Annotated in this window: 22 protein-coding genes; 6 read left to right on the forward strand and 16 right to left on the reverse strand. The window is 70.7% G+C overall.

The genetic code is table 11. The features are described from left to right. Window positions 1-129 precede the first annotated feature (129 nt). From trpA to AB0L97_RS17485, 5 genes are all read right to left on the reverse strand, one after another. Window positions 130-930 (reverse strand): tryptophan synthase subunit alpha, encoded by an 801-nt coding sequence (gene trpA, locus AB0L97_RS17465; protein ID WP_355078258.1) that lies wholly within the window; start codon window positions 928-930, stop codon window positions 130-132. Then, a complete protein-coding gene (trpB, locus tag AB0L97_RS17470) occupies window positions 927-2,192 on the reverse strand; it encodes a tryptophan synthase subunit beta (RefSeq protein ID WP_364430449.1) in 1,266 nt (421 codons plus the stop codon). The genes trpA and trpB overlap by 4 nt, the downstream gene beginning before the upstream one ends. Then, window positions 2,189-3,007: an indole-3-glycerol phosphate synthase TrpC gene (trpC, locus tag AB0L97_RS17475; RefSeq protein ID WP_039797261.1), complete on the reverse strand. Its 819-nt coding sequence runs from the start codon at window positions 3,005-3,007 to the stop codon at window positions 2,189-2,191. The genes trpB and trpC overlap by 4 nt, the downstream gene beginning before the upstream one ends. A gap of 183 nt (window positions 3,008-3,190) precedes the next feature. Next, complete coding sequence (locus tag AB0L97_RS17480) at window positions 3,191-4,006, reverse strand: TIGR02234 family membrane protein (RefSeq protein WP_364430453.1); 816 nt, start codon at window positions 4,004-4,006, stop codon at window positions 3,191-3,193. Further along, entirely contained in the window at window positions 4,003-5,562 is a 1,560-nt protein-coding gene (locus AB0L97_RS17485) for an anthranilate synthase component I (protein ID WP_364430456.1), read from the reverse strand. Before AB0L97_RS17485 ends, AB0L97_RS17480 begins: the two co-directional genes overlap by 4 nt. 189 nt (window positions 5,563-5,751) lie before the next feature. On the opposite strand from AB0L97_RS17485, the gene AB0L97_RS17490 reads away from it, so the two are divergent. From AB0L97_RS17490 to AB0L97_RS17505, 4 genes are all read left to right on the forward strand, one after another. Further along, on the forward strand, window positions 5,752-6,063 hold the full coding sequence (locus AB0L97_RS17490; protein ID WP_355078262.1) for a hypothetical protein: 312 nt from the start codon (window positions 5,752-5,754) through the stop codon (window positions 6,061-6,063). A gap of 135 nt (window positions 6,064-6,198) precedes the next feature. Next, window positions 6,199-6,654: a peroxiredoxin gene (locus tag AB0L97_RS17495; RefSeq protein WP_356967800.1), complete on the forward strand. Its 456-nt coding sequence runs from the start codon at window positions 6,199-6,201 to the stop codon at window positions 6,652-6,654. A 117-nt stretch (window positions 6,655-6,771) separates the two neighbouring features. Continuing rightward, a complete protein-coding gene (locus AB0L97_RS17500) occupies window positions 6,772-7,326 on the forward strand; it encodes a permease (protein ID WP_356967798.1) in 555 nt (184 codons plus the stop codon). A 201-nt stretch (window positions 7,327-7,527) separates the two neighbouring features. Continuing rightward, the gene (locus tag AB0L97_RS17505; protein ID WP_356967890.1) at window positions 7,528-7,980 is read left to right on the forward strand and encodes a MarR family transcriptional regulator; all 453 of its coding nucleotides are present in this window, start codon (window positions 7,528-7,530) and stop codon (window positions 7,978-7,980) included. Between the two features lie 81 nt (window positions 7,981-8,061). On the opposite strand, the gene hisI is transcribed toward AB0L97_RS17505, so the two are convergent. The 5 genes from hisI to priA are packed head-to-tail and all read right to left on the reverse strand — an operon-like array spanning window position 8,062 to window position 11,786. Next, window positions 8,062-8,409 (reverse strand): phosphoribosyl-AMP cyclohydrolase, encoded by a 348-nt coding sequence (gene hisI / locus AB0L97_RS17510; protein ID WP_195082714.1) that lies wholly within the window; start codon window positions 8,407-8,409, stop codon window positions 8,062-8,064. 51 nt (window positions 8,410-8,460) lie between these two features. Beyond that, a complete protein-coding gene (locus AB0L97_RS17515) occupies window positions 8,461-9,405 on the reverse strand; it encodes a TIGR03564 family F420-dependent LLM class oxidoreductase (protein ID WP_364430463.1) in 945 nt (314 codons plus the stop codon). Between the two features lie 59 nt (window positions 9,406-9,464). After that, complete coding sequence (gene hisF / locus AB0L97_RS17520) at window positions 9,465-10,238, reverse strand: imidazole glycerol phosphate synthase subunit HisF (protein ID WP_355078267.1); 774 nt, start codon at window positions 10,236-10,238, stop codon at window positions 9,465-9,467. A 4-nt stretch (window positions 10,239-10,242) separates the two neighbouring features. Then, window positions 10,243-11,058, reverse strand: a complete 816-nt coding sequence (locus AB0L97_RS17525; RefSeq protein WP_355078268.1) for an inositol monophosphatase — start codon at window positions 11,056-11,058, stop codon at window positions 10,243-10,245. After that, on the reverse strand, window positions 11,055-11,786 hold the full coding sequence (gene priA / locus AB0L97_RS17530; protein ID WP_355078269.1) for a bifunctional 1-(5-phosphoribosyl)-5-((5-phosphoribosylamino)methylideneamino)imidazole-4-carboxamide isomerase/phosphoribosylanthranilate isomerase PriA: 732 nt from the start codon (window positions 11,784-11,786) through the stop codon (window positions 11,055-11,057). The genes AB0L97_RS17525 and priA overlap by 4 nt, the downstream gene beginning before the upstream one ends. Window positions 11,787-12,042: 256 nt before the next feature. Between priA and AB0L97_RS17535 the strand changes: the two genes are divergently transcribed. Together AB0L97_RS17535 and AB0L97_RS17540 are read left to right on the forward strand one after the other, a co-directional pair. Further along, a complete protein-coding gene (locus AB0L97_RS17535; RefSeq protein ID WP_364430470.1) occupies window positions 12,043-12,561 on the forward strand; it encodes a nuclear transport factor 2 family protein in 519 nt (172 codons plus the stop codon). Between the two features lie 436 nt (window positions 12,562-12,997). Further along, entirely contained in the window at window positions 12,998-13,459 is a 462-nt protein-coding gene (locus tag AB0L97_RS17540) for a hypothetical protein (RefSeq protein WP_364430473.1), read from the forward strand. A 40-nt stretch (window positions 13,460-13,499) separates the two neighbouring features. On the opposite strand, the gene hisH is transcribed toward AB0L97_RS17540, so the two are convergent. The 6 genes from hisH to AB0L97_RS17570 form a co-directional block, all read right to left on the reverse strand. Continuing rightward, window positions 13,500-14,135, reverse strand: a complete 636-nt coding sequence (gene hisH / locus AB0L97_RS17545) for an imidazole glycerol phosphate synthase subunit HisH (RefSeq protein WP_355078272.1) — start codon at window positions 14,133-14,135, stop codon at window positions 13,500-13,502. Continuing rightward, window positions 14,132-14,746, reverse strand: coding sequence for an imidazoleglycerol-phosphate dehydratase HisB (hisB, locus tag AB0L97_RS17550; protein WP_039797249.1), 615 nt, complete (start codon window positions 14,744-14,746; stop codon window positions 14,132-14,134). Before hisB ends, hisH begins: the two co-directional genes overlap by 4 nt. 45 nt (window positions 14,747-14,791) lie before the next feature. Then, entirely contained in the window at window positions 14,792-15,925 is a 1,134-nt protein-coding gene (locus AB0L97_RS17555; protein WP_364430478.1) for a histidinol-phosphate transaminase, read from the reverse strand. Further along, the gene (gene hisD, locus AB0L97_RS17560) at window positions 15,922-17,259 is read right to left on the reverse strand and encodes a histidinol dehydrogenase (protein WP_355078274.1); all 1,338 of its coding nucleotides are present in this window, start codon (window positions 17,257-17,259) and stop codon (window positions 15,922-15,924) included. Before hisD ends, AB0L97_RS17555 begins: the two co-directional genes overlap by 4 nt. A 211-nt stretch (window positions 17,260-17,470) precedes the next feature. Then, entirely contained in the window at window positions 17,471-19,102 is a 1,632-nt protein-coding gene (locus AB0L97_RS17565; protein ID WP_364430482.1) for a protein kinase, read from the reverse strand. 99 nt (window positions 19,103-19,201) lie between these two features. Continuing rightward, on the reverse strand, window positions 19,202-20,953 hold the full coding sequence (locus AB0L97_RS17570) for a penicillin-binding transpeptidase domain-containing protein (RefSeq protein ID WP_364430485.1): 1,752 nt from the start codon (window positions 20,951-20,953) through the stop codon (window positions 19,202-19,204). Window positions 20,954-20,994 lie beyond the last annotated feature (41 nt).

Raw genomic sequence — 20,994 nt, forward strand, 5'->3', positions numbered from 1 at the left:
AGACGCCCAGAGCACGCCCGTGTCGAGCCCGGATCATGGCGATTCGGCGGCTACCGGGTCCGAAGTCCGGAAGTCGGAGCCCGTCGGACGGGCTTCGAACCGTGCGCTGCGCTGGACTCCGACCGGTTGCTAGGACGCGACGGTCGCCGACCGCACGCCTTCGGCCAGCTCCGCGGTGAGTGCTCGCACCGCGTCCAGCCCTCGGCCCGCCGCGCTCACCAGCGCCGAGCCGACGATGACGCCGTCGGAGTAGGACGCGATCTCGGCGGCCTGCTCGCCCGAGCGGACGCCGAGGCCGACGCCGATCGGGATGTCGGAGTGGGCCCGGATCCGCGCGCACAGGGCGGGTGCGGCCGAGGACACCACGTCCCGCGCGCCGGTCACGCCCATGGTCGAGGCCGCGTAGACGAAGCCGCGACTGGCCTCCAGCGTCTTCACCAGGCGTTCCTCGGTGGACGACGGCGCGACCAGGAAGATGCGGTCCAAGTTGTGCGTGGACGAGGCGATGAACCAGTCGTCGGCCTCTTCCGGAATCAGGTTCGGGGTGATGATGCCCGCGCCGCCCGCGGCGGCCAGATCCCGCGCGAAGCGATCCACGCCGTACTGGAGCACGGGATTCCAGTAGCTCATCACGACGGCCTTGCCCCCGGCTTCGGTGATCGCCTCGACCACCGCGAACACGTCGCGTACCCGCACACCGCCGCGCAGCGCCTGTTCGGCGGCGGCCTGGATGGTCGGGCCGTCCATCACGGGATCGGAGTAGGCGACGCCGACCTCGACGATGTCGCATCCGGCTTCGACCATCGCGCGCACGACCTCGATCGAACCGGCCAGGTCGGGGTAGCCCGCGGGCAGGTAGCCGATCAGTGCCGCGCGGCCCTCGGCTCGGCAGGCGGCGAAGGTGTTCGCCAAGCGGGACTGCTGGCTCACCGGCCCTCCTCCTTCGGCTCGTCGAACAGCCCGAACCACCGCGCTGCCGTGTCCATGTCCTTGTCGCCCCGGCCGGAGAGGTTTACCAGGATGATCGCGCCCTCGCCGAGTTCCTTGCCCAGTTGCAGGGCGCCTGCCACCGCGTGCGCCGACTCGATCGCGGGGATGATGCCCTCCTTGCGACTGAGCAGCAGCAGGGCGTCCATCGCCTCGGCGTCGGTGATCGGCCGGTATTCGGCGCGGCCGACGTCCTTGAGGTAGGCGTGCTCGGGTCCGACGCCCGGATAGTCCAGGCCCGCCGAGATCGAATGCGACTCGATGGTCTGGCCGTCCTCGTCCTGCAGCAGGTACGAGTAGGCGCCCTGGAACGCTCCCGGCGTCCCGCCGGTGAATGTGGCCGCGTGCCTGCCGGTGTCGACGCCGTCACCGGCCGCTTCGTAACCGATCAGCCGGACGCCGGGGTCGTCGAGGAACGCGTGGAAGATGCCGATGGCGTTGGATCCGCCGCCGACGCAGGCGACGACCGCGTCGGGCAACCGGCCGGTGGTGGCTTGCACCTGGGCGCGGGCCTCCAGGCCGATGATGCGCTGGAAATCGCGCACCAGCATCGGGAACGGGTGCGGGCCCGCGGCGGTGCCGAAGCAGTAGTAGGTGTCGTCGGCGTTGGTCACCCAGTCGCGCAGCGCCTCGTTGATGGCGTCCTTGAGCGTCTGCGAACCGGAGGTCACCGAGATCACCTCGGCGCCGAGCAGGCGCATCCTGGCCACGTTGAGCGCCTGGCGCGCGGTGTCGACCGCGCCCATGTAGACGACGCAGTCCAGGCCCAGCAGCGCGCAGGCGGTCGCCGTGGCGACGCCGTGCTGGCCCGCGCCGGTCTCCGCGATCACCCTGGTCTTGCCCATCCGCTTGGCGAGCAGCGCCTGGCCGAGCACATTGTTGATCTTGTGCGAGCCGGTGTGGTTGAGGTCTTCGCGCTTGAGCAGGATGCGGGCGCCGCCCGCCTGCTCGGACAGCCGCTTGCACTCGAACACCGGCGACGGGCGGCCGGTGTAGTCGCGCTGCAGCCGATCGAGTTCGTTGAGGAAGGAGTCGTCGAGCCGGGACTTCTCGTACTCGGCGGTGACCTCCTCGATGACGGCCATCAGCGCTTCCGGCACGTGCCTGCCGCCGTAGACGCCGAAGTGCCCGCCCACGTCGGGCTCGTGGCCGCTGCGCTGGGCGACGCCGTCGCTGGCCTGAGGTACCGCCGCCACGCCGGTCACCGACCCCGCCGTGCCGGCTTCGGGCAGGACGGGTGGGTGCCCGCGGTCACCAGCTCGGAGACCGCCGCGCGGGGGTCGCCACTGGTCACCAGCCCCTCGCCGACGAGCACGGCGTCCGCGCCCGCGCCCGCGTAGGCCAGCAGGTCGGCGGTGCCGCGGATGCCGGACTCGGCGATCCGGATGACCTCGGTGGGCAATCCGGGCGCGATCCGCGCGAACACGTCGCGGTCGACCTCGAGTGTCTTGAGGTTGCGGGCGTTGACGCCGATCACCGACGCGCCCGCCTCCAGCGCGCGGTCGGCCTCCTCCTCGGTGTGCACCTCGACCAGCGCGGTCATGCCAAGCGACTCGGTGCGGTCGATCAGGGAGGACAGCACGTCCTGTTCCAGCGCCGCGACGATCAGCAGGATGACGTCCGCGCCGTGCGCGCGCGCCTCGTGGATCTGGTACGGGCCGACGACGAAGTCCTTGCGCAGGATCGGGATGCTCACCGTGGCGCGGACCGCGTCCAGGTCGTCCAGCGACCCGTTGAAGCGGCGGCCCTCGGTGAGCACGCTGATGATCCGCGCGCCACCGTCCTCGTAGGCCTTGGCCAGACTCGCCGGGTCCGGGATGTCCGCCAGCTCGCCCTTGGACGGACTTGCTCGCTTGACCTCGGCGATCACGCCGATGCCGTCCTCGAGCAGCGCCGCGCGGGCGTCCAGCGGCGCGGGAGCCGCCGCGGCGGCCGCCTTGACCGCCTGGAAGTCCAGCAGGGCTTCCCGAGCGGCCACATCCGCGCGGACCCCGTCGAGAATCGAGTCGAGTACCGTCATCTGGCTCGAATCCTTTCTGGGGAGACGGACTTGCTACCTGAGAATCCCCCCAGGCGCTGTCTCACCGATGCTGTCAAAGAATAAATGGACCTACCGGGCGCGTTCGCGCCGGGGCTGGGGTTGAACCATGCGGAAGGGCTCCGCGCAAGGTGGCACCCGCCACACCCGCCGCGCGGAGACAGCTCAGCGGCCACGTCGGCCCGCCTCGCCCGGGTCGGAATCTTCTGGGGACGCCTGCCCGGCCTGCGGTTCGTCGGTCGGGTCGGTGCCCGCGTCCAGCGCGTCCCACAGCACGCGCTCGGACAGCTGAGGTGCCGACCGGTCGTCCGGAGACTGCGCGCGCCGCTGCGTGACCTCGGCCGTGGCGGCGGCGCGCCGGAAGACCGGGTTGTCGTACTTGCCGGACAGCCGCGCCGTCTCGGCGGGCATGCGGGCCAGCAGGGCGCCAGCGCCGAACGCGGCGATCGCGCCGAGCAGCGCGAGCACGGCGGGGAACGCCGAGGTGGTCGCCGTCTCGACCTGCGCGCGCGCCGGGAGCTCCGCGAGCTTCGCGGCCCGCTCGGCGGTCTTGCCGGAATCGGTCAGCAACGCGAACGCGGGTACCGCGGCCACCGCGGCGACCAACGCGATCAGCACGCCGACCACGCGACGCAACCAGCCCTTGGTGGCCAGCACGGCCGCGATCGAGGCGAGCAGGACCAGCGCCAGCGGTGTCAGCGCGCCGAACCACACGCCGCCGTTCAGATGATCGGTGCGGGGCTGGGTCAGACCGTCCGACGAGGTGACCGTCACCCAGGTCATCCGGGACGACGCCCACAGCGCGGCGGCGGCGAGGGCGAGCAACGCCACTGGAGCGACGGGGTAGTTGCGGCGCGAATGGCCTTCCGCGCTCGCCGATCCGGCCGAGCCGTCGGCCGCTGGAACGGCTTGTGGCCCCGCGGTGTCCGGGGTCGGTTCTCGCCCTCGGTCCGGTTCGTCTCCGGGATGGGCAGCCGTCATCGCGTGCCGCCGTCCGCCGCGCCGGGTTCCGTGCCGTAGGCCCGCACCGTTCCGGCCGCCGCGATCGCCTTGAGCACCGCCATCGCCTTGTTGCGGGACTCCACGTCCTCGTACTCCGGGTCCGAGTCCGCGACGATGCCCGCGCCCGCCTGCACGTAGGCCGTGCCGTCCTTCAGCAGCGCGGTGCGGATGGCGATGGCGGTGTCGGCGTCACCGGCGAAGTCCAGGTACCCGACGACGCCGCCGTAGACGCCGCGCCGGGTCGGCTCGAGTTCCTCGATCAGTTCCATCGCGCGCACCTTGGGAGCGCCGGACAGGGTGCCCGCCGGGAAGCACGCCCGCACCGCGTCCAGCGCGATCCGTCCGGGCGCCAACCGGCCCGACACCGTCGACACGAGGTGCATGACATGGCTGTAGCGCTCGATGTGCCGGTACTCGGTGACCCGCACGGTGCCCGGCTCGCACACCCGGCCCAGGTCGTTGCGGCCGAGGTCGACGAGCATGAGGTGCTCGGCGTTCTCCTTCTCGTCGGCGAGCAGGCCCTTCTCCAGCAGCAGGTCCTCCTCCTCGGTGCCGCCGCGCCAGCGGGTGCCCGCGATCGGATGTGTCGTCGCCACACCGTCTTTCACGGTCACCAGCGATTCCGGACTGGAGCCGACGATGGAGAACGCGGTGCCGCCAGCGCCGTCGGGGATGTGCAGCAGGTACATGTAGGGGCTCGGATTCGACGCGCGCAGCATCCGGTACAGATCGATCGGCGCACCGTCGTAATCCATCTCGAAACGCTGGGACAGCACCACCTGGAACGCTTCGCCCGCCTCGATCTCCTTGACCAGGCGGCGCACGCCCGCGCCGAACTCCTCGGTGGTGCGCTTGCGCCGGTATCGCGGCTCGGGCCGGTCGAACACCGACACGGTGGAGTCGGCGGGCGCGCCGAGCGCGGCGGTCATCCGGTCCAGGCGGGCCACCGCGTCGTCGTAGGCCTCGTCGACGCGCTCGGCGGTGCCGTTCCAGTTCACCGCGTTGGCGATCAGCGTGATCGCGCCCTCGTGGTGGTCGAACGCGGCCAGGTCGGTGGCGAGCAGCAGCACCATCTCCGGCAGTCGCAGATCGTCCACCGCCAGGGCGGGCAGCCGCTCGATCCGGCGCACCGCGTCGTAGCCGAGGTAGCCGACCATGCCGCCGGTCAGCGGCGGCAGCCCGGGCAGCCGCTCGGTGCGCAGCAGCTCCAGCGTCTCGCGCAACGCGACCAGCGGATCGCCGCCGGAGGGCGCGTCGGCCGGGACATTGCCCAGCCAGGCCGCCTCGCCGTCCACGACGGTCAGCGCCGAGGGGCTGCCCGCGCCGATGAACGACCAGCGCGACCACGACCGGCCGTTCTCCGCGGACTCGAACAGGAAGGTGCCCGCCCGGTCGGCCGCGAGTTTGCGGTAGGCCGACAACGGAGTCTCCGAGTCCGCCAGTACCTTTCGGGTGACCGGGACCACCCGGTGCTCCGCGGCCAGCTGATGGAACTGCTCGCGGGTCGTGGTGGTGGGAGTGGACGCGCCTGCCATGTACTCATCATCCCAGGCCGGACCGACCGGCGATTGAGCGGTGCCGCCGACGCGGCGACCCGGCGCGACAAACCCGACAAATCAGGTCGACCGTCCGGTTCTCACGCGGTCGCCGAAGGTGTGGCGAGGCTCACTACACTCGCGGCGTTCCACGTCGCATGCGGTATCCATCTCGAGAGGAGACAACTGATGTACCCCTCGCAATCGGTAGCGCCCGAGGGTTCTCGGCACATCCCGAACCACAGCGTCCCGCGCCCGCACGCCCCGCGCACCGGGGGCACGAGTCATCCGGCCTACCAGCAAAGCGCCCCGGCCAACGCGCTCGCGTCCTTCGTCACCTACGTCAAAGCACTGGAGTCCCTCGACAAGAACCGCTTCCCCGACGAATACGCCGTCCACAGCGACCGCATCAAAGAGCTGAGGCCGTTCCTGCGGGCCCACGGCATCCTCGATGTGATGGCGATCAAGAACCCTGAGGTGGCGGCGCTCATCGGCGCGTAGCCGCCCTACCCCTCGGCTCGTGCCCGATGACCGGCGCCGCGATCGGATCGCGGACAGCGCACGGCGGGCACGAGCACCAGGTCCGGCGCGCACGAAATACCCGATTCGACCGACCGCGCGGTAGTGTTCCCGGGTATGCAGCAAGGACAGCTCGCCCCTGATTTCGAGCTTCCCGATCAATCCGGCACTCGCCGCTCGCTCGACGCGCTGCTGGCGGACGGCCCTCTGGTCCTCTTCTTCTATCCCGCGGCGAACACGCCCGTCTGCACGGCCGAGGCCTGTCACTTCCGCGACCTCTCCGCCGAATTCGCCGCACTCGGCGCCACCTGTGTCGGCATCAGCGCCGACAACGTGGACACCCAGGCCGGGTTCGCCGAGAAACAGCGCCTCGGCTACCCGTTGCTCTCCGACGCCGACGGCGCCGTCGCCGCGAAGTTCGGCGTCAAGCGCGGGCTGCTCGGCAAACTCGCACCGGTGAAGCGGCAAACGTTCGTCATCGACACCGACCGCACCATCCGCAAGATCATCACCGGCGAGCTGCGCGCCGCCGTCCACGCCGACGAAGCGCTGAACTACCTGCGCAACCGGTAGACGAGCGCGTCGGCCAGTCCGTATCAGCCCTTCGCATGGCCGCAGCGAAGGCCGGGGGTACGTAAAGAGCGCGCGCCGTGACCGATTCCCGATGACGGCGCGGCCTAGGCTGGACGCATGACTTCGACCGACGTGCAGCCGGGCGAGCGCAAACCCGCGGCAGCCGTCTGGCGCACGCGGATCATCGTCGGCGCGGCGATTCTCGCGGTGCTGGTCGTCTCGTACTTCGTCCTGTCCGCGTTCGTCCCGCGCTGGTGGGCGCAGCGGGTCGGGTCGATGGTGCACGGAAGCTTCGCCAAGGGCATCGGCTGGGGGCTGTTCTACGGCGGATTCTGTACCGTCGTCACGCTTTTCCTGCTGCTGTTCGCCGTGCTGGTGTGGCGGCGTAAGGCAGGCAGGTTCCTGGCCGGAGCGGCCGCGGTGGTCGCGATCCTGTGCGCCATCCCCAACCTGATGACGCTGACCATCGTGCTGGGCAACAGCAGTGCCGCCCACGCGGGTCAGCGGATCTTGGATGTCGACGCGCCCGCCTTCCGTGGCGCCGCGCTCACCGGCGCCGTCATCGCGACACTGTTGTTCCTCGTCGCCGTGGCGCTGTTGCTGCTGCGCAGGTGGCGGCGCACCCACCCGGCGAAACCGAAGGCCGAGGACACGCCGCCGCGCCACGTGTGAGTGAACTCACGTCATGCGGCATCTTTATGACGGTCGAGCGAAGTCGTGGCAAACTCAATGTCGCGGGTGACTGTGCACAAGATTTTCGACAATCACTAGGACAACGAACAAAACCACGTCACTTGGCTTGAAAGAAGGCACACAGTGACGAAGTGGCTCGACCCGGTCGAACAACGCGCGTGGCGTGCGATCGTGGCGCTGATGACGCGGCTGCCAGGAGCCTTGGACACCCAGCTGCAGCGCGAGTCCGGCGTGACGCATTTCGAGTACTGGGTACTGACGCTGTTGTCGGAGGAACCGGGCCATCGCCTGCAGATGAGTGAGCTTGCCCACAAGGCAAATGCATCGCTATCGCGATTGTCGCATGTGGTGTCCAAATTGGAGCGCATGGGCTGGGCACAGCGTTCGGCGACGGCGGGGCGGCGCGGCGTGCACGCGGTACTCACCGACGACGGGTACCTGAAGGTCGTCGAGGCCGCACCCGGATATCTGGAAGCCGTGCGGCACTTGGTGTTCGACGGCTTGGACGAGGCGCAGAAGGCGCAGGTCGCCGAACTCGGCGAACTGCTGGCCGAGCGGCTGGCCGACGCACTCGACCGTCTCGGCGAACTCACGCCCGCGAGCCGGGACGACCAGCAACCGAACGGCTCCTGAACGTACCTCCGCCTTCACTGCGGCCATGCGCGGGCTGAGGACGAACGACGTCCGACAGCGCCCATTCGGGGCATCCCCGGTTCAGGATCGCGCGGCCAGGAGCACGTCCGAGTCGAAGCAGGTGTGCGTGCCGGTGTGGCAGGCCGCGCCTTCTTGGTCGACGATCAGCAGGATCGTGTCGCCGTCGCAGTCGAGTCGTACTTCGTGCACGTACTGGGTGTGGCCGGAAGTCTCCCCCTTGACCCAGTACTGCCGACGGGAACGCGAATAGTACGTGGCCTTACGGGTTTCCAGCGTGCGCGCCAGCGCCTCGTCGTCCATCCACGCGACCATCAGCACGTCACCGGTGGCGCGTTCCTGCGCGACGGCCGAAACCAATCCGGCGTCGTTGCGCTTGAGACGGGCGGCGATGGCGGGGTCGAGACTCATAGCACCGTTATAACAAGGGCGCCCGCGACCGAGCGCGCCGGGAGTGCACGATCAGCCCACCCGGGAGCGCTGGAGTTCGCCGAGCACCGCCCAGGTGCGCCGCTGGTCCTCCGGGGTGGTCAGATCGGTCTGCGAGAACACGACCTCCGTCGCGCCCGCCGCGAAGTACTCCGCGACGCGGGCCGCGATCAGGTCCTCGTCGCCGATCACCACGAGTTCCGCCGCCCGCGAGGCACCGGACAGCTCGATCACCCGCGCATAGGAGGGGATGTCGTCGTAGAACGTCGTCTGGGCCGCGGCGGCCGCACGGGCGGCATCGAGGTCGGCGGTGATCACGCCGGGCACCAGGACGGTGATCCGGGGTGCGGGCCGCCCGGCCCGCTCGGCCGCGGCGGTGAGCGGTGCGACGATGTGCTCGGCCAGCGCCTTCGGGCCGACCAGGAAGGGCAGGGTGCCGTCGGCCAGCTCACCCGTGACGCGCAGGGCCTGCGGGCCCATGGCGGCCACCAGGATCGGCACCGGCGGCTGTGCGCCGGCCACCGCGGCGGGCAGCGGCGTGGCGGCGGTGAGCGTCTCGCCGTGGAAATCCACCGTGCCGGTGTGCAACACGGTGCGCAGCGCGGTGAGGAACTCGCGCAGCCGGGTGATCGGCCGGTCGAAGGATCCGCCGAAGACCGGGTCGGCGAGGAATTTCGCGCCCAGGCCGAGCCCGAGGGTGAACCGGCCGCCGGTGGCCGCCTGCGCGGTCTGCGCCTGGCTGGAGATCAGCAGCGGATGACGCGCCGTGATCGGCACCGCGGACGTGCCGACCGTGAGTCCCGGCACGGCGCGGCCGACGATCCCGGCCAGCGCGATGGCGTCGTAGCTGAGCGTCTGGCCGAACCACACGGACGACACTCCGGCGGCGAGCGCCGACTCACCCAGCGACACCGCCGTGTCCACGGCGTTGCCGGGGGCGTCGAGGGCGAACGGCGACAGCGCGATTCCGATGGTCATGCCCGATGCAACCGCGCCGCTTCGACCCGCCTTCCTGGTCGGCGAATTTCCGCCAGTCGCTACCGGACGACGATCTTCTCCGCCCGCATCGAATCCTTGACCTGGCCGATGGTCAGATCGCCGAAGTGGAACACGCTGGCCGCGAGCACCGCGTCGGCGCCCGCGTGCACCGCAGGGGCGAAGTGCTCGACCGCGCCGGCGCCGCCGCTGGCGATCACCGGGACGGTGACCGCCGCCCGCACGGCACGGATCATCGACAGGTCGAAACCGGCCTTGGTGCCATCAGCGTCCATGGAATTGAGCAGGATCTCGCCGACACCGAGTTCGGCGCCGCGCACGGCCCATTCCACGGCGTCGATGCCGGTGCCGCGTTTGCCGCCGTGGGTGGTCACCTCCCACCCGGAGGGGGTGTCGGGTTGCCCCTGCGGCACGGTGCGCGCGTCCACCGAAAGCACGATGCACTGGGAGCCGAATCGCTCGGACATCTCGCGCAGCACCTCCGGCCGCGCGATCGCGGCGGTGTTCACCGAGACCTTGTCCGCGCCCGCGCGCAGCAGGCGGTCCACGTCCTCGACCGTGCGCACCCCGCCGCCCACGGTGAGCGGGATGAAGATCTGCTCGGCGGTGCGGGTCACCACGTCGATCATGGTGCCGCGGTCGCCGGTGGAGGCGGTCACGTCGAGGAAGGTCAGCTCGTCGGCGCCCTGCGCGTCGTAGAGCGCGGCCAGTTCGACGGGATCACCCGCGTCCCGCAGGTTCTCGAAGTTGACGCCCTTCACCACGCGTCCCGCGTCGACGTCCAGACACGGGATCACCCGTACGGCCAACGTCATTGCCTCACCCTTTCTCCGCGGCCGCCGGATCGGCGACCGTGCAGATCATGTCGAGCAGTTCCTCGTGCACGCCGGGCGCGGCCGCGAGCACGGAGCCGGAGGCGATGGTCCACGGCTCGCCCACCAGGTCGGTGACCACTCCGCCCGCCGCGCGCACCAGCGCGACGCCCGCCGCGTTGTCCCAGGGATGGTGCCCGAACACGATCGCGCCGCCGAGCACGCCCGAGGCGGTGAACGCCAGATCGATGCCGGTCGAGCCGTGCATGCGCACCCGGGAGGACAGCCTGCTCAGCGGGCCGAGCAGGTCGAAGCGGAACTGGCCGGGGATGCGGCCGTGCGAGTCGACGTTGAACGCGCCGAAACCGATCATCGCCTCGGCCAGCTTGCCGCGCGGCAGCGGCGGCAGCGGTCGCCCGTCCAGCAGCACTGGGCCTCCGGTCATGGCGGCGTAGCGGCGGTCGAGCAGCGGCAGCCAGGTCAGCCCGAGCACCGGCTCGCCGTCGCGAACCAGCGCGAGCAACATGCCGGAGAGCGGATGCCCGGACGAGTAGTTGAAGGTGCCGTCGATCGGGTCGAGCACCCATGCGGTACCCGAGGTGAGTTGCGGTCCGCCGAACTCCTCACCGTGCACCTCGATGCCGGTGCGTCTGCGCAGTTCGGCGGAGACGGTGCGTTCCAGTTCCAAGTCCAGCTCGGTGGCGAAGTCGTTGCGGCCCTTGGCGACCGCGCTCGGCGCGCCGATGCCCTCGATGAACCGCGGGCGCACCGAGTCCAGGATCTCGCTCGCCTCCGCGAGCAGTGCCGACAGCTCCTGGGTCATCTCACCGCGGCCAGCGCCTCGGGCAGGGTGAACCGGCCCGCGTAGAGCGCCTTGCCGACGATCGACCCCTCGACGCCTTCCGGCACCAGTTCGGCGATCGCGACCAGGTCCGCGATGGTGGAGACGCCGCCGGAGGCGATCACCGGGGCGTCGGTGGCCGCGCAGACCTCGCGCAGCAGGTCCAGGTTCGGGCCGGTGAGCGTGCCGTCCTTGGTCACGTCGGTCACCACGTAGCGCGAGCAGCCGTCGCGCTCCAAGCGCTCGAGCACCTCCCACAGGTCGCCGCCGTCGCTCACCCAGCCGCGTCCCCGCAACCGGTGTTCGCCGTCGACGATGCGCACGTCGAGGCCGACGGCGATGCGCTCGCCGTGGCGGGCGATGGCCTTCGCGCACCAGACCGGGTCCTCCAACGCGGCGGTACCGAGGTTGACCCGGGCGCAACCGGTGCTCAGGGCCGCTTCCAGGCTCTCGTCGTCGCGGATGCCTCCGGACAGTTCCACCTTGACGTCGAGTTCGCCGACGACGCCGGCGAGCAGTTCCCGGTTCGAGCCGCGCCCGAAGGCCGCGTCCAGGTCGACCAGGTGCACCCATTCCGCGCCGGCTTCCTGCCAGGCCAGCGCCGCCTCACGAGGCGAGCCGTAGCTGGTTTCGCTTCCGGCTTCTCCTTGCACGAGGCGCACGGCCTCTCCGTTGGCGACATCGACGGCGGGTAGCAGCACAAGACTCACGAGAGCAGCCTAGTGGTTACCCGGCCGCGTCCGAGTGCAGGGCCTGGGCGGATGGGAGCTCGATCACGGATTCGGGCCGATCGACGCGAGCCGGTGGCCGCCGGTGTGCGACCCAGCCTGGCGGGTACCCCGCGGACCTTCACCTGCGCGACGTCCACGCGGCCACCTCGCCAAAATTTGTTGGCTGCGCCCACAATCTGTTAAGTTGGCGTAGCCAATGTTGGAATCACCAACGTTATCCTGAAAGGTGCGTTCGATGCGCAAAGTCCGGCTCGCCCTCCCCCTGCTGACCCTCCCGCTGGCCGCACTCACCGCCGCCTGCGCCTCGGCCACCGCGACGCCGACGGCGGAGGTGCGCGAACTGCTGGACCGCGGGCAGATCACCGCGTTGGTCGACCGGCTCGGTCGCGCCCTGGACGAGGGACGATTCGACGAACTGCGGACGATCTACGCCCCCGACGCGACCGCGAAGACACCCGGCGGCACGGCCGAGGGCCGCGACGCGCTGATCGCCCAGGCGAGCCGCAACCACGGCGAACATCTGCGCATCCAGCACGTCATCGGCAATGTGCTGATCGACCTGCGCGGCGACACGGCGGAGGTGCGGGCCAACCTGATCGCCACCTTCGCGCTCGCCGCCTCCGACGGCACACCTCCGCAGCCGGTCTACACCCTCGGCGAGGTCTACCGCTTCGACGCGATCCGCACCGGCGAAGGGTGGCGTCTGTCCCGGGTGCAGACGACCCCGATCTGGTCCACCGGCACGCGCCCGTGATCAGGGGCGCGTCGAACACGCGAGAGCGGTTCCGGGCCGCAGCGGCGAGCACGGCCGTCACCACGGCCGCCGCGATCCGCGCACCCCGGTCGACCTGGACCTCCCTTCGCCGTCCGTTCGATCTCGGTGAGCGTGGGCGTGGGCGTGCTCCGGCGGTCGAACAGGATCCAGCCCCGCGGTCACGAATAGCGCCGAGTTACTGCCGCCCGGTCCGGTGCGCAGGCGACACCGTGCCCGCGATCAGGGCGCAGCGTCGGCGCTGCGCCGAGGTGAGGTCCTCGCCGGGGACGGTGCTCGCGAATCGCTCGATGGTTTCAGCGAAGCCGGGATGTCGTGATCCGCCGCGAGATCGCCGCGATCCCCGGTGGCGCGGGCGGTATCGTCTCCGCTCGGCGATCACCCCGGTCGCCGCTTCCATTTCGCACCGAGGAAGTGCATGTCACGATCCAAACTCGCTGCCGCCCTGTCTCTTTCGGCAGCCGCATGCTCCGCGGCCTTCGTCGCCGCTCCCGCCGCCACCGCCGCCCCGCCCGAGGAGGCGCGGCTGGCGGGATGCGAATTCGGTTCCGCCGCGGCGACCTACGACTACGCGCGGTTCGGCGACCACGCGCGGCGGATGCTCGACCTCAGCACCGGGGAATTCCGGACCGAGTTCGAGAACTTCCGCGCCAACATCCAGTCGAGCGCGGAGGCCGCGCACATTCGCGCCGAGGCCAACTCGGCCGATTGCCGCATCGTCTCGGGTGACGACAACCGGGCCGAGGTGGACGTCGACGTGGTACGGACGGTGACCAGCGACGAGACCGACGGTCTCCCGCAGACCAGCCGCATGTCGATGACCGTGACGGTGGACCGGGTCGACGGGCGCTGGCTGGTCAGCAAGGTCAGGAAGCACTGACCGGACGGCCGGTCTCGCGCGCTCGGTGCGCGGGACCGGCCTACAGCGCGTTCACCCAGTTGCGCAGCAGGTGTGCACCCGCGTCACCGGACTTCTCCGGGTGGAACTGGGTCGCCGACAGCGCACCGTTCTCCACCGCCGCCAGGAACGGCACTCCGTGCTCGGCCCAGGTCAGCTTGGGTGCGGCGAAGTGCTCGCTGGGCGGCAGATCCCACGTCTGGGCGGCGTAGGAGTGCACGAAGTAGAACCGGGTGTCGGCGTCGAGGCCCGCGAACAGCACGCTGTCGGACGGGGCGGAGACGGTGTTCCACCCCATGTGCGGCAGCACCGGCGCGGACAGCCGTTCGACCGTGCCGGGCCATTCGGCGCACCCGTCGGTCTCCTCGCCGAACTCGACGCCGCGCTCGAACAGGATCTGCATGCCGACGCAGATGCCGAGCACCGGCCGCCCGCCTGCCAGCCGCTGACCGATCAGGCGCTCGCCCCGCACCCCGCGCAGTCCCGCCATGCACGCGGCGAACGCTCCGACGCCGGGCACGACCAGACCGTCGGCGGCCAGCACCGCTTCGGGGTCGGCGGTCACCTCCACCCGCGCGCCCGCCCTCGCCAGCGCTCGTTCGGCGGAGTGCAGGTTTCCGGAGCCGTAGTCGAGCAGGGCCACGGACTTGCCGCTCACAGGGTTCCCTTCGTCGACGGAATCCCGCTCACCCGGGGATCGAGTTCCACCGCGGTGCGCAGCGCACGCGCCACCGCCTTGAACTCGGCCTCGGTGACGTGGTGCTGGTCGCGGCCGTAGAGCACCCGCACGTGCAGCGCGATGCGCGCGTTCAGCGCGATCGACTCGAAGACGTGGCGGTTGAGCACCGTTGAGTATGGCGCGCCGGGCCCGGAACCGGGAATCACCGTGTGCAGCAGGTGATCCGGCTCGCCGGTGTGCACGCAGTAGGGGCGGCCGGACACGTCGACCGCGGCGTGCGCCAGCGTCTCGTCCATCGGGATGTAGGCGTCGCCGAACCGGCGAATGCCCGCCTTGTCGCCCAGCGCCTTGCCCAGTGCCTGACCGAACACGATCGCGGTGTCCTCGACCGTGTGATGCGCCTCGATCTCGATGTCGCCCTCCGCGCGCACGGTCAGGTCGAAGCTCGCGTGCGCGCCGAGCGCGGTCAGCATGTGGTCGTAGAAGGGGACGCCGGTGGCGATCTCGGTCTTGCCGGTGCCGTCGAGATCCAGCTCGACCACGATGCTGGATTCCTTGGTGACCCGCTCCACCCGGGCGGTCCTACTCATGCTCACGTCCAATCGAATCGTCGCCTAGGGATGTCCGGCGCTGGTTCATCGCGGCGCCAGGTCGGTGCCCGCCAGCAGTCCGCTGACCCGCAACAGTTCGTCGTTCTCGGCGGCTAGGCCGATCGTGGTGCGCAGGTAGCCGGGCAGGCCGACATCACGGATCAGCACGCCGTGATCGAGGTAGCGCTGCCAGCTGCGCGCCGCGTCGGTGAAGCGGCCGAACAGCAGGAAGTTGGCGTCGCTGGGGATCACGTCGTAACCGAGTTCTCGCAGCGCCGCCGCCACCCGGTCGCGCTGCGCGGCCAGTTCGGCGACGCTGCCGAGGGTCTCCTCGGCGTGCCGCAGGGCGGCGCGCGCGGCGGCCTGGGTGACCACCGACAGGTGGTAGGGCAGCCGCACCAACAGCATCGCGTCGATCACCGCGGGTGCGGCGACCAGATAGCCCAGACGCCCACCGGCGAACGCGAAGGCCTTGCTCATCGTCCTGGTCACCACGAGCTTCGCGGGGAAACGGTCGATCAGCCCGATGGCGCTCGGCTGCGCGGAGAATTCGCCGTAGGCCTCGTCGACCACCACGATGCCGGGGGCGGCCGCGAGGATGCGCGCGAGGTCGTCCTGCGGGATGCTGTGCCCGGTGGGATTGTTCGGGCTGGTCACGAACACCACATCCGGCCTGCGCTCGGCGATGGCGGCCAGCGCGTGCTCGATGTCGAGGGAGAAGTCGGCGTTGCGCTTGGCCTCGATCCACTCGGTGTCGATGCCCTCGGAGATGATCGGGTGCATCGAGTACGAGGGCACGAAACCCAGTGCGCTGCGGCCCGGTCCGCCGAAGGCCTGCAGCAGCTGCTGCAGGATCTCGTTGGAGCCGTTGGCCGCCCAGACGTTGCCGGTCTGCACCGCGACACCGGTCTGCGCGGTCAGATACCGCGCCAGGTCGGTGCGCAGCGCGACGGCGTCGCGGTCCGGATAGCGGTGCAGGTCCGCGGCGGCCGCCCGGATCGATTCGGCGACATCGTCGATCAGCGCCCGGCTCGGCGGATGCGGGTTCTCGTTCGTGTTCAACTGCACGGGGACCGTCAATTGCGGTGCGCCGTAGGGTTTCCTGCCACGCAGGTTCTCCCGCAGCGGCAGATCTTCCAGGGTCAGGTCCGCGCCGGGCGCGCTCACCGCGCGCGTCACGACAGGGCCTCGAAACGCGCCTGCACGGCCTGGCCGTGTGCGGGCAGGTCCTCGGCGTTCGCCAGCGCCACCACGTGGCCTGCCACGTCCTTCAGCGCCGCTTCGGTGTACTCCACGACGTGGATGCCGCGCAGGAAGGTCTGCACGCTCAGGCCGGAGGAGTGCCGCGCGCAGCCCGCGGTGGGCAGCACGTGGTTGGAGCCCGCGCAGTAGTCACCGAGGCTGACCGGCGCGTACGCGCCGACGAACACCGCGCCGGCGCTGCGCACCCTGGCCGCGACCGCGGGCGCGTCGGCGGTCTGGATCTCCAGGTGCTCGGCGGCGTAGGCGTTCACCACGCGCAGGCCCTGCTCGATGTCGTCGACCAGGACGGTGCCGGACTGCTTGCCGCGCAGCGCCTCGGTCACCCGGTGGGCGTGCTTGACCACGGCCAGTTGCGTGGTGAGCGCCGCGTCCACCGCGTCGGCCAGCTGCTCGCTGTCGGTGACCAGCACGCTCGCGGCGAGGACATCGTGCTCGGCCTGGCTGATCAGGTCGGCGGCGACGTGCACCGGATCGGCGGTCGCGTCGGCGAGGATGGCGATCTCGGTGGGCCCCGCCTCGGCGTCGATGCCGACCAGGCCGCGGCACAGCCGCTTGGCCGCGGTGACGTAGATGTTGCCCGGCCCGGTGATCAGATCGACCGGTTCCAGCTGCGCGCCATCGGTGTCGACGCCGCCGTAGGACAGCAGCGCGACGCCCTGGGCGCCGCCGACCGCCCACACCTCGTCGACGCCGAGCAGTTGCGCGGCGGCCAGGATGGTGGGGTGCGGCAGCCCGCCGAACTGGGCCTGCGGCGGCGAGGCCACCACCAGCGAGCCGACGCCCGCGGTCTGCGCGGGCACCACGTTCATCACGACGCTGGACGGGTAGACGGCGTTCCCGCCCGGCACGTACAGGCCGACCCGCTCGACGGGCACCCAGCGCTCGGTGACGGTGCCGCCCGGCACCACCTCGGTGGTCTTGTCGGCGCGCCGCTGGTCGGCGTGCACCTTGCGCGCCCTGGCGATGGATTCCTCCAGCGCGGCGCGGACCGCCGGATCCAGCCGCTCCAGCGCGGCTTCCAGCTCGGCCGCGGGCACCCGCACCGTCGCCGGGATGACCCCGTCGAAGCGCTCGCTGAACTCCAGCGCCGCCGACACACCGTGATCACGGATCGCCTCGACCACCGGGCGCACCTGATGCAGCACCGAGTCCACGTCGACTCCCCCGCGCGGCAGCGCGGCGCGCAGCTCGGCGACGGAGGGAGTACGACCGCGCAGATCGACGCGGGCGAGCTCGATGCGGGTTGTCATGTGGTGTCGGTCCTTGTCTCCAGCTGATTCCGCAACAGGAAAGTTGCCGCTACCAGCCTAATGGGCCGACGCCAGCCGTTATCCGCGTGGTCCGGGCGGCGGGGTCGCAGTGGACCCATGTGCGCAGGTCCGGGCAGCGGGGGTGTTCCCGCGGCGCGCCGAGTCCGGCACCGCTCTCGATCTATCGCGGGGGGTGCGCCGGGTTCACGCGTCAGCGGGTGTCGCTGTCGATGAGCACGGACCCGTTTCCGGGATTGATCAACCGGAGCGTCACCGACTTGTTCCGGCTCCCGTAGGACACGCTGGCCACGTTGACGTCCACCGAACCGTCCGCGTTGACGCCCGAACCGCCGCCGGTGTCGACGGTGTTGAACGTCGACACCCGATTCTGCGTCCAATAGTCCTCGAAGGCTTGCTGGCTGCCGTATACCTGCTGGGCAGCGGGGGTCAGCTGTTTCCAAGCAGCGGAGAAGCTCGAGTACGTCAGATTGTTGTAGAAGTTCACCACTAGATCGATGGACTGCCGCGAGTCGGCCTTGCCGACGCTCTTCGTCTCCCCGACCGAGGCGGCGGCCGACGTCGTGTTCGCGCCTGGGCGCGTCGACGCGACCACGGAAGACGTGCTGCCCTGGGCCGTGCTGGTGCCCGAACCCGACGAACTCATCATGTTCACCACGATGGCCCCGACGACGGCGACCGCGCCGATCAGTGCGCCGATCAAGATCGCGCGACGTTTGCCGCCCGAGCCCTGCCGGGACTGCGGCCGCGGCTGGGCCATGGTGCGGGGGTGCGTCGCGGTGTCCGGGTGGGCGGGTGGCGGCGGGGGGACCGGACGGGAGCGCGGCTGGCGCTCGGTCGGCGTGTAAGGCGTCGACGCCATCGCCGAAGGCCGCAGCTCGCGGGTCGCCGATTCGGACTGGCCCGCCCTCGGCCGGGCGAATGCCTCGCTGGCGGGCACGAATCCGGCGGCCACCGGGGCCGGGCCCGCGTCGGCGAACGCGGCGAGGTGCTCGCGCGCCGCCCGCATGCTCGGACGCTCGCGCGGCTCGGGGCTGAGCAGGTCGAGCAGGAAGTCCGTGGCGGGGCCCGCGTTGCGCGGTTCGCTCAGCTGACCGTTCGCGGCCGCGTAGAGCACCGCGAGCGGATTGGAGCCCGCACCGTAGGGCGGTTCGCCCTCGAGCGCGTGGAACAGCGTGGCGCCCAGCGCGAACACATCGGAGGCGGGACTCGGATCGGAGCCACGGGCGACCTCGGGCGCGAGGTAGGCGGCGGTGCCGCAGATCAGCCCGGTCTCGGTGAGGGTGACGTCACCGGTGGCGCGGGAGATGCCGAAGTCGGTGATCTTCACCGTGCCGTGATCATCGAGCAGGATGTTGCCCGGTTTCACGTCACGGTGCACGATGCCCGCCTGATGCGCCGCGATCAGCGCCGAGGCGACCTGCTCGCCGATCCGCGCGACCTGGGTCAGCGGCAAGGTGCCCTGCGCGGCGATCACCGCGGCGAGGCTCTTGGACTTCAAGTACTCCATCACCAGGCAGGGGTCGCCCTCGTGCTCGGTGATGTCGAACACGACGATCGCGTTCGGATGCTGGAAACGGGCGGCGTTGCGGGCCTCCCGGATCGCGCGCTGGCGCACCACGTCGCGTTCGGCCTCGGGCAGGCTCGGCTGGATGTGGATCTGCTTGACGGCCACGGAGCGCTGGAGGCGTTCGTCGACGGCACGCCAGACCACGCCCGTGCCGCCGCTACCAATCCGCTCGACCAGGCGGTAATGCTCCGCGATCAACTGACCGGTATCGATGGCGCCTACTCCGAACCTTCTCGAAATCGTGACATCCCGCATATTGATTACTCACGCGGTCCGGGGATGAGTGTAGCGGGCGTAGGAATGCTCGCACGCGTCAGCCGGGCCTTCACACTGCCTCGAATCGCCCGAAAGGGACTAACCGCGAGCACGCAGCATCCGGCCCGCCGCGTCCACCGCGGGAGCCGAACTGCCCGCGTCGCTGATGAACACGGAAAAGGCCAGGTCGCCGTCGATGCCGACGAACCAGCCGTGGGCGTGGGCGTCATCGATGTACTCCGCGGTGCCCGTTTTGCCGAGCAGGCCGGGAATGTCGCGCAATTGGGTCGCGGTGCCACCGGTGACGGTCTCGCGCATCATGGCTTTCAGCTGGTCGTCGACCTGCGGCGGCAGCGCGTCCGAGGTGCGGTCCGGGGTGCCCGGCTTGCCCGCGACCAGGGTGGGCGCGGGCACCGAGCCGCGAGCGATGGACGCGGCGACCAGGGCCATGCCGAACGGCGACGCTGTCACCTGCCCTTGACCGATCGCCGACTCCACACGTAACGCGGAGGTCTCGGCCGCGGGCACCTTCCCCGTGACCGTGGTCAGGCCCGGTGTGACGTAATCGATGCCGAGGCCGAGTTGTGTGGCCGCTTTCGTCAGCGCGTCGGCGGGCAATCGCACGGCGAGGGCGCCCATCGTGGTATTGCAAGAGCGGGCGAACGCGGTGTGCAGCGGAACCGCGCCGAGATCGAAATTGTTGTCGTTGGGGATGCGGCGACCCTCGATGTTCGCGGTGCCGGGGCAGGGCAGCACGGTGTCGGGTGTGACCGTCCCCGCCTGCAACGCGGCGGAGACGGTGACCGTCTTGAACGTCGAACCCGGCGGGTACAGCCCGGTCAGCGCGATCGGGCCCTGCGCGTCGGCGGGGGCGTTCTGCGCGATCGCGACGACCTCGCCGGTCGACGGACGCAGGGCGACGATCGCCGCGGGCTGTGCGATCGGGGCGAGCGCCGCCTCGGCCGCGCGCTGCAAGCCGAGATCGAGCGTGGTCGCGATGTCGGCGGTGGGCGTGGGATCCGTTCCCGCGACCCGCTCGGTGCCCTGCGGCGTCTGGGCGCGCACGGCCCACCCGGCGTGCGCGTCGGCGGACTGCTGCCACAACTCGGCCAGTCCGGACAGGGTCGGGGCGGCCAACGCCTTGTCGGTCGTCAGCAGGCGGGTCTGCGGCGCGAGGGTGACACCGGGCAGCGCGGCCAGGCGGTCTCGGATCGGGGCGAGGTCGGAATCGCGCAAGGTGATCGCGGTGATCGGCTTTCCTTGCGCCGCCGCCAGTTCCGTTTGCACCGACCCGGCGGTGAGGCCGGGCGCGAGTGGGCCGAGCAGATCCGCGACCGCGGGGATGTCGGCGCCGGGGCCGACGTCGACCAGCGTGACGACCTGTTCGGTCATCAGCTCGCCGCCTGCGGAATCGAGGATGCGGGCCGGTTGCGGATAAACCCTGCCGTAGCTCAATGGCCCCGCCGCGAGCCCGGGGGCGACCGTGGCGGGATCCCACTTCACCCGCCATCCGTTCCCGTCGTCGTGCGCGGCGCCGTTGGTGGTGTAGGTCCACTCCGACTTGCCGTCCGCGCCCAGCTTCCAGGTGGCGGCCAGGGCGAAGCGGTTGTCGTCGACCGAGCGGACGTCGAAGCGCACGTCCTTGCCGAGGCCGTCGTACAGCGCACCGAGGGTGTCGGCGGCTACGGCCGGATTGTCGGTGAGCGCGGCCGCGGCGGCGATATCGTCGCGGTTCAACGCCTCGGCGAACTGCCCTGCCACGGTATCGGGCTGGTCCGGCCCTGACGAGCAGGCGGCGACCACGAGCAGCGGTGCGGCGAACAGGACGAGGGCTTTCCGGTTGGTACGCACCCGACGACCATAATGGGCGCAGCCGGACATCACCGGTCAAC

Source organism: Nocardia sp. NPDC051911, assembly GCF_040681035.1.
GTDB lineage: Bacteria > Actinomycetota > Actinomycetes > Mycobacteriales > Mycobacteriaceae > Nocardia > Nocardia sichangensis.

What these genes read in the sequence shown, in the direction of transcription:
- trpC (WP_039797261.1), bottom strand. Translation starts at nt 3,007, where the DNA reads ATGACGGTACTCGACTCGATTCTCGACGGGGTCCGCGCGGATGTGGCC.
- AB0L97_RS17480 (WP_364430453.1), bottom strand. Translation starts at nt 4,006, where the DNA reads ATGACGGCTGCCCATCCCGGAGACGAACCGGACCGAGGGCGAGAACCG.
- AB0L97_RS17485 (WP_364430456.1), bottom strand. Translation starts at nt 5,562, where the DNA reads ATGGCAGGCGCGTCCACTCCCACCACCACGACCCGCGAGCAGTTCCAT.
- AB0L97_RS17490 (WP_355078262.1), top strand. Translation starts at nt 5,752, where the DNA reads ATGTACCCCTCGCAATCGGTAGCGCCCGAGGGTTCTCGGCACATCCCG.
- AB0L97_RS17495 (WP_356967800.1), top strand. Translation starts at nt 6,199, where the DNA reads ATGCAGCAAGGACAGCTCGCCCCTGATTTCGAGCTTCCCGATCAATCC.
- AB0L97_RS17500 (WP_356967798.1), top strand. Translation starts at nt 6,772, where the DNA reads ATGACTTCGACCGACGTGCAGCCGGGCGAGCGCAAACCCGCGGCAGCC.
- AB0L97_RS17505 (WP_356967890.1), top strand. Translation starts at nt 7,528, where the DNA reads ATGACGCGGCTGCCAGGAGCCTTGGACACCCAGCTGCAGCGCGAGTCC.
- hisI (WP_195082714.1), bottom strand. Translation starts at nt 8,409, where the DNA reads ATGAGTCTCGACCCCGCCATCGCCGCCCGTCTCAAGCGCAACGACGCC.
- AB0L97_RS17515 (WP_364430463.1), bottom strand. Translation starts at nt 9,405, where the DNA reads ATGACCATCGGAATCGCGCTGTCGCCGTTCGCCCTCGACGCCCCCGGC.
- hisF (WP_355078267.1), bottom strand. Translation starts at nt 10,238, where the DNA reads ATGACGTTGGCCGTACGGGTGATCCCGTGTCTGGACGTCGACGCGGGA.
- AB0L97_RS17525 (WP_355078268.1), bottom strand. Translation starts at nt 11,058, where the DNA reads ATGACCCAGGAGCTGTCGGCACTGCTCGCGGAGGCGAGCGAGATCCTG.
- AB0L97_RS17535 (WP_364430470.1), top strand. Translation starts at nt 12,043, where the DNA reads ATGCGCAAAGTCCGGCTCGCCCTCCCCCTGCTGACCCTCCCGCTGGCC.
- AB0L97_RS17540 (WP_364430473.1), top strand. Translation starts at nt 12,998, where the DNA reads ATGTCACGATCCAAACTCGCTGCCGCCCTGTCTCTTTCGGCAGCCGCA.
- hisB (WP_039797249.1), bottom strand. Translation starts at nt 14,746, where the DNA reads ATGAGTAGGACCGCCCGGGTGGAGCGGGTCACCAAGGAATCCAGCATC.
- hisD (WP_355078274.1), bottom strand. Translation starts at nt 17,259, where the DNA reads ATGACAACCCGCATCGAGCTCGCCCGCGTCGATCTGCGCGGTCGTACT.
- AB0L97_RS17565 (WP_364430482.1), bottom strand. Translation starts at nt 19,102, where the DNA reads ATGCGGGATGTCACGATTTCGAGAAGGTTCGGAGTAGGCGCCATCGAT.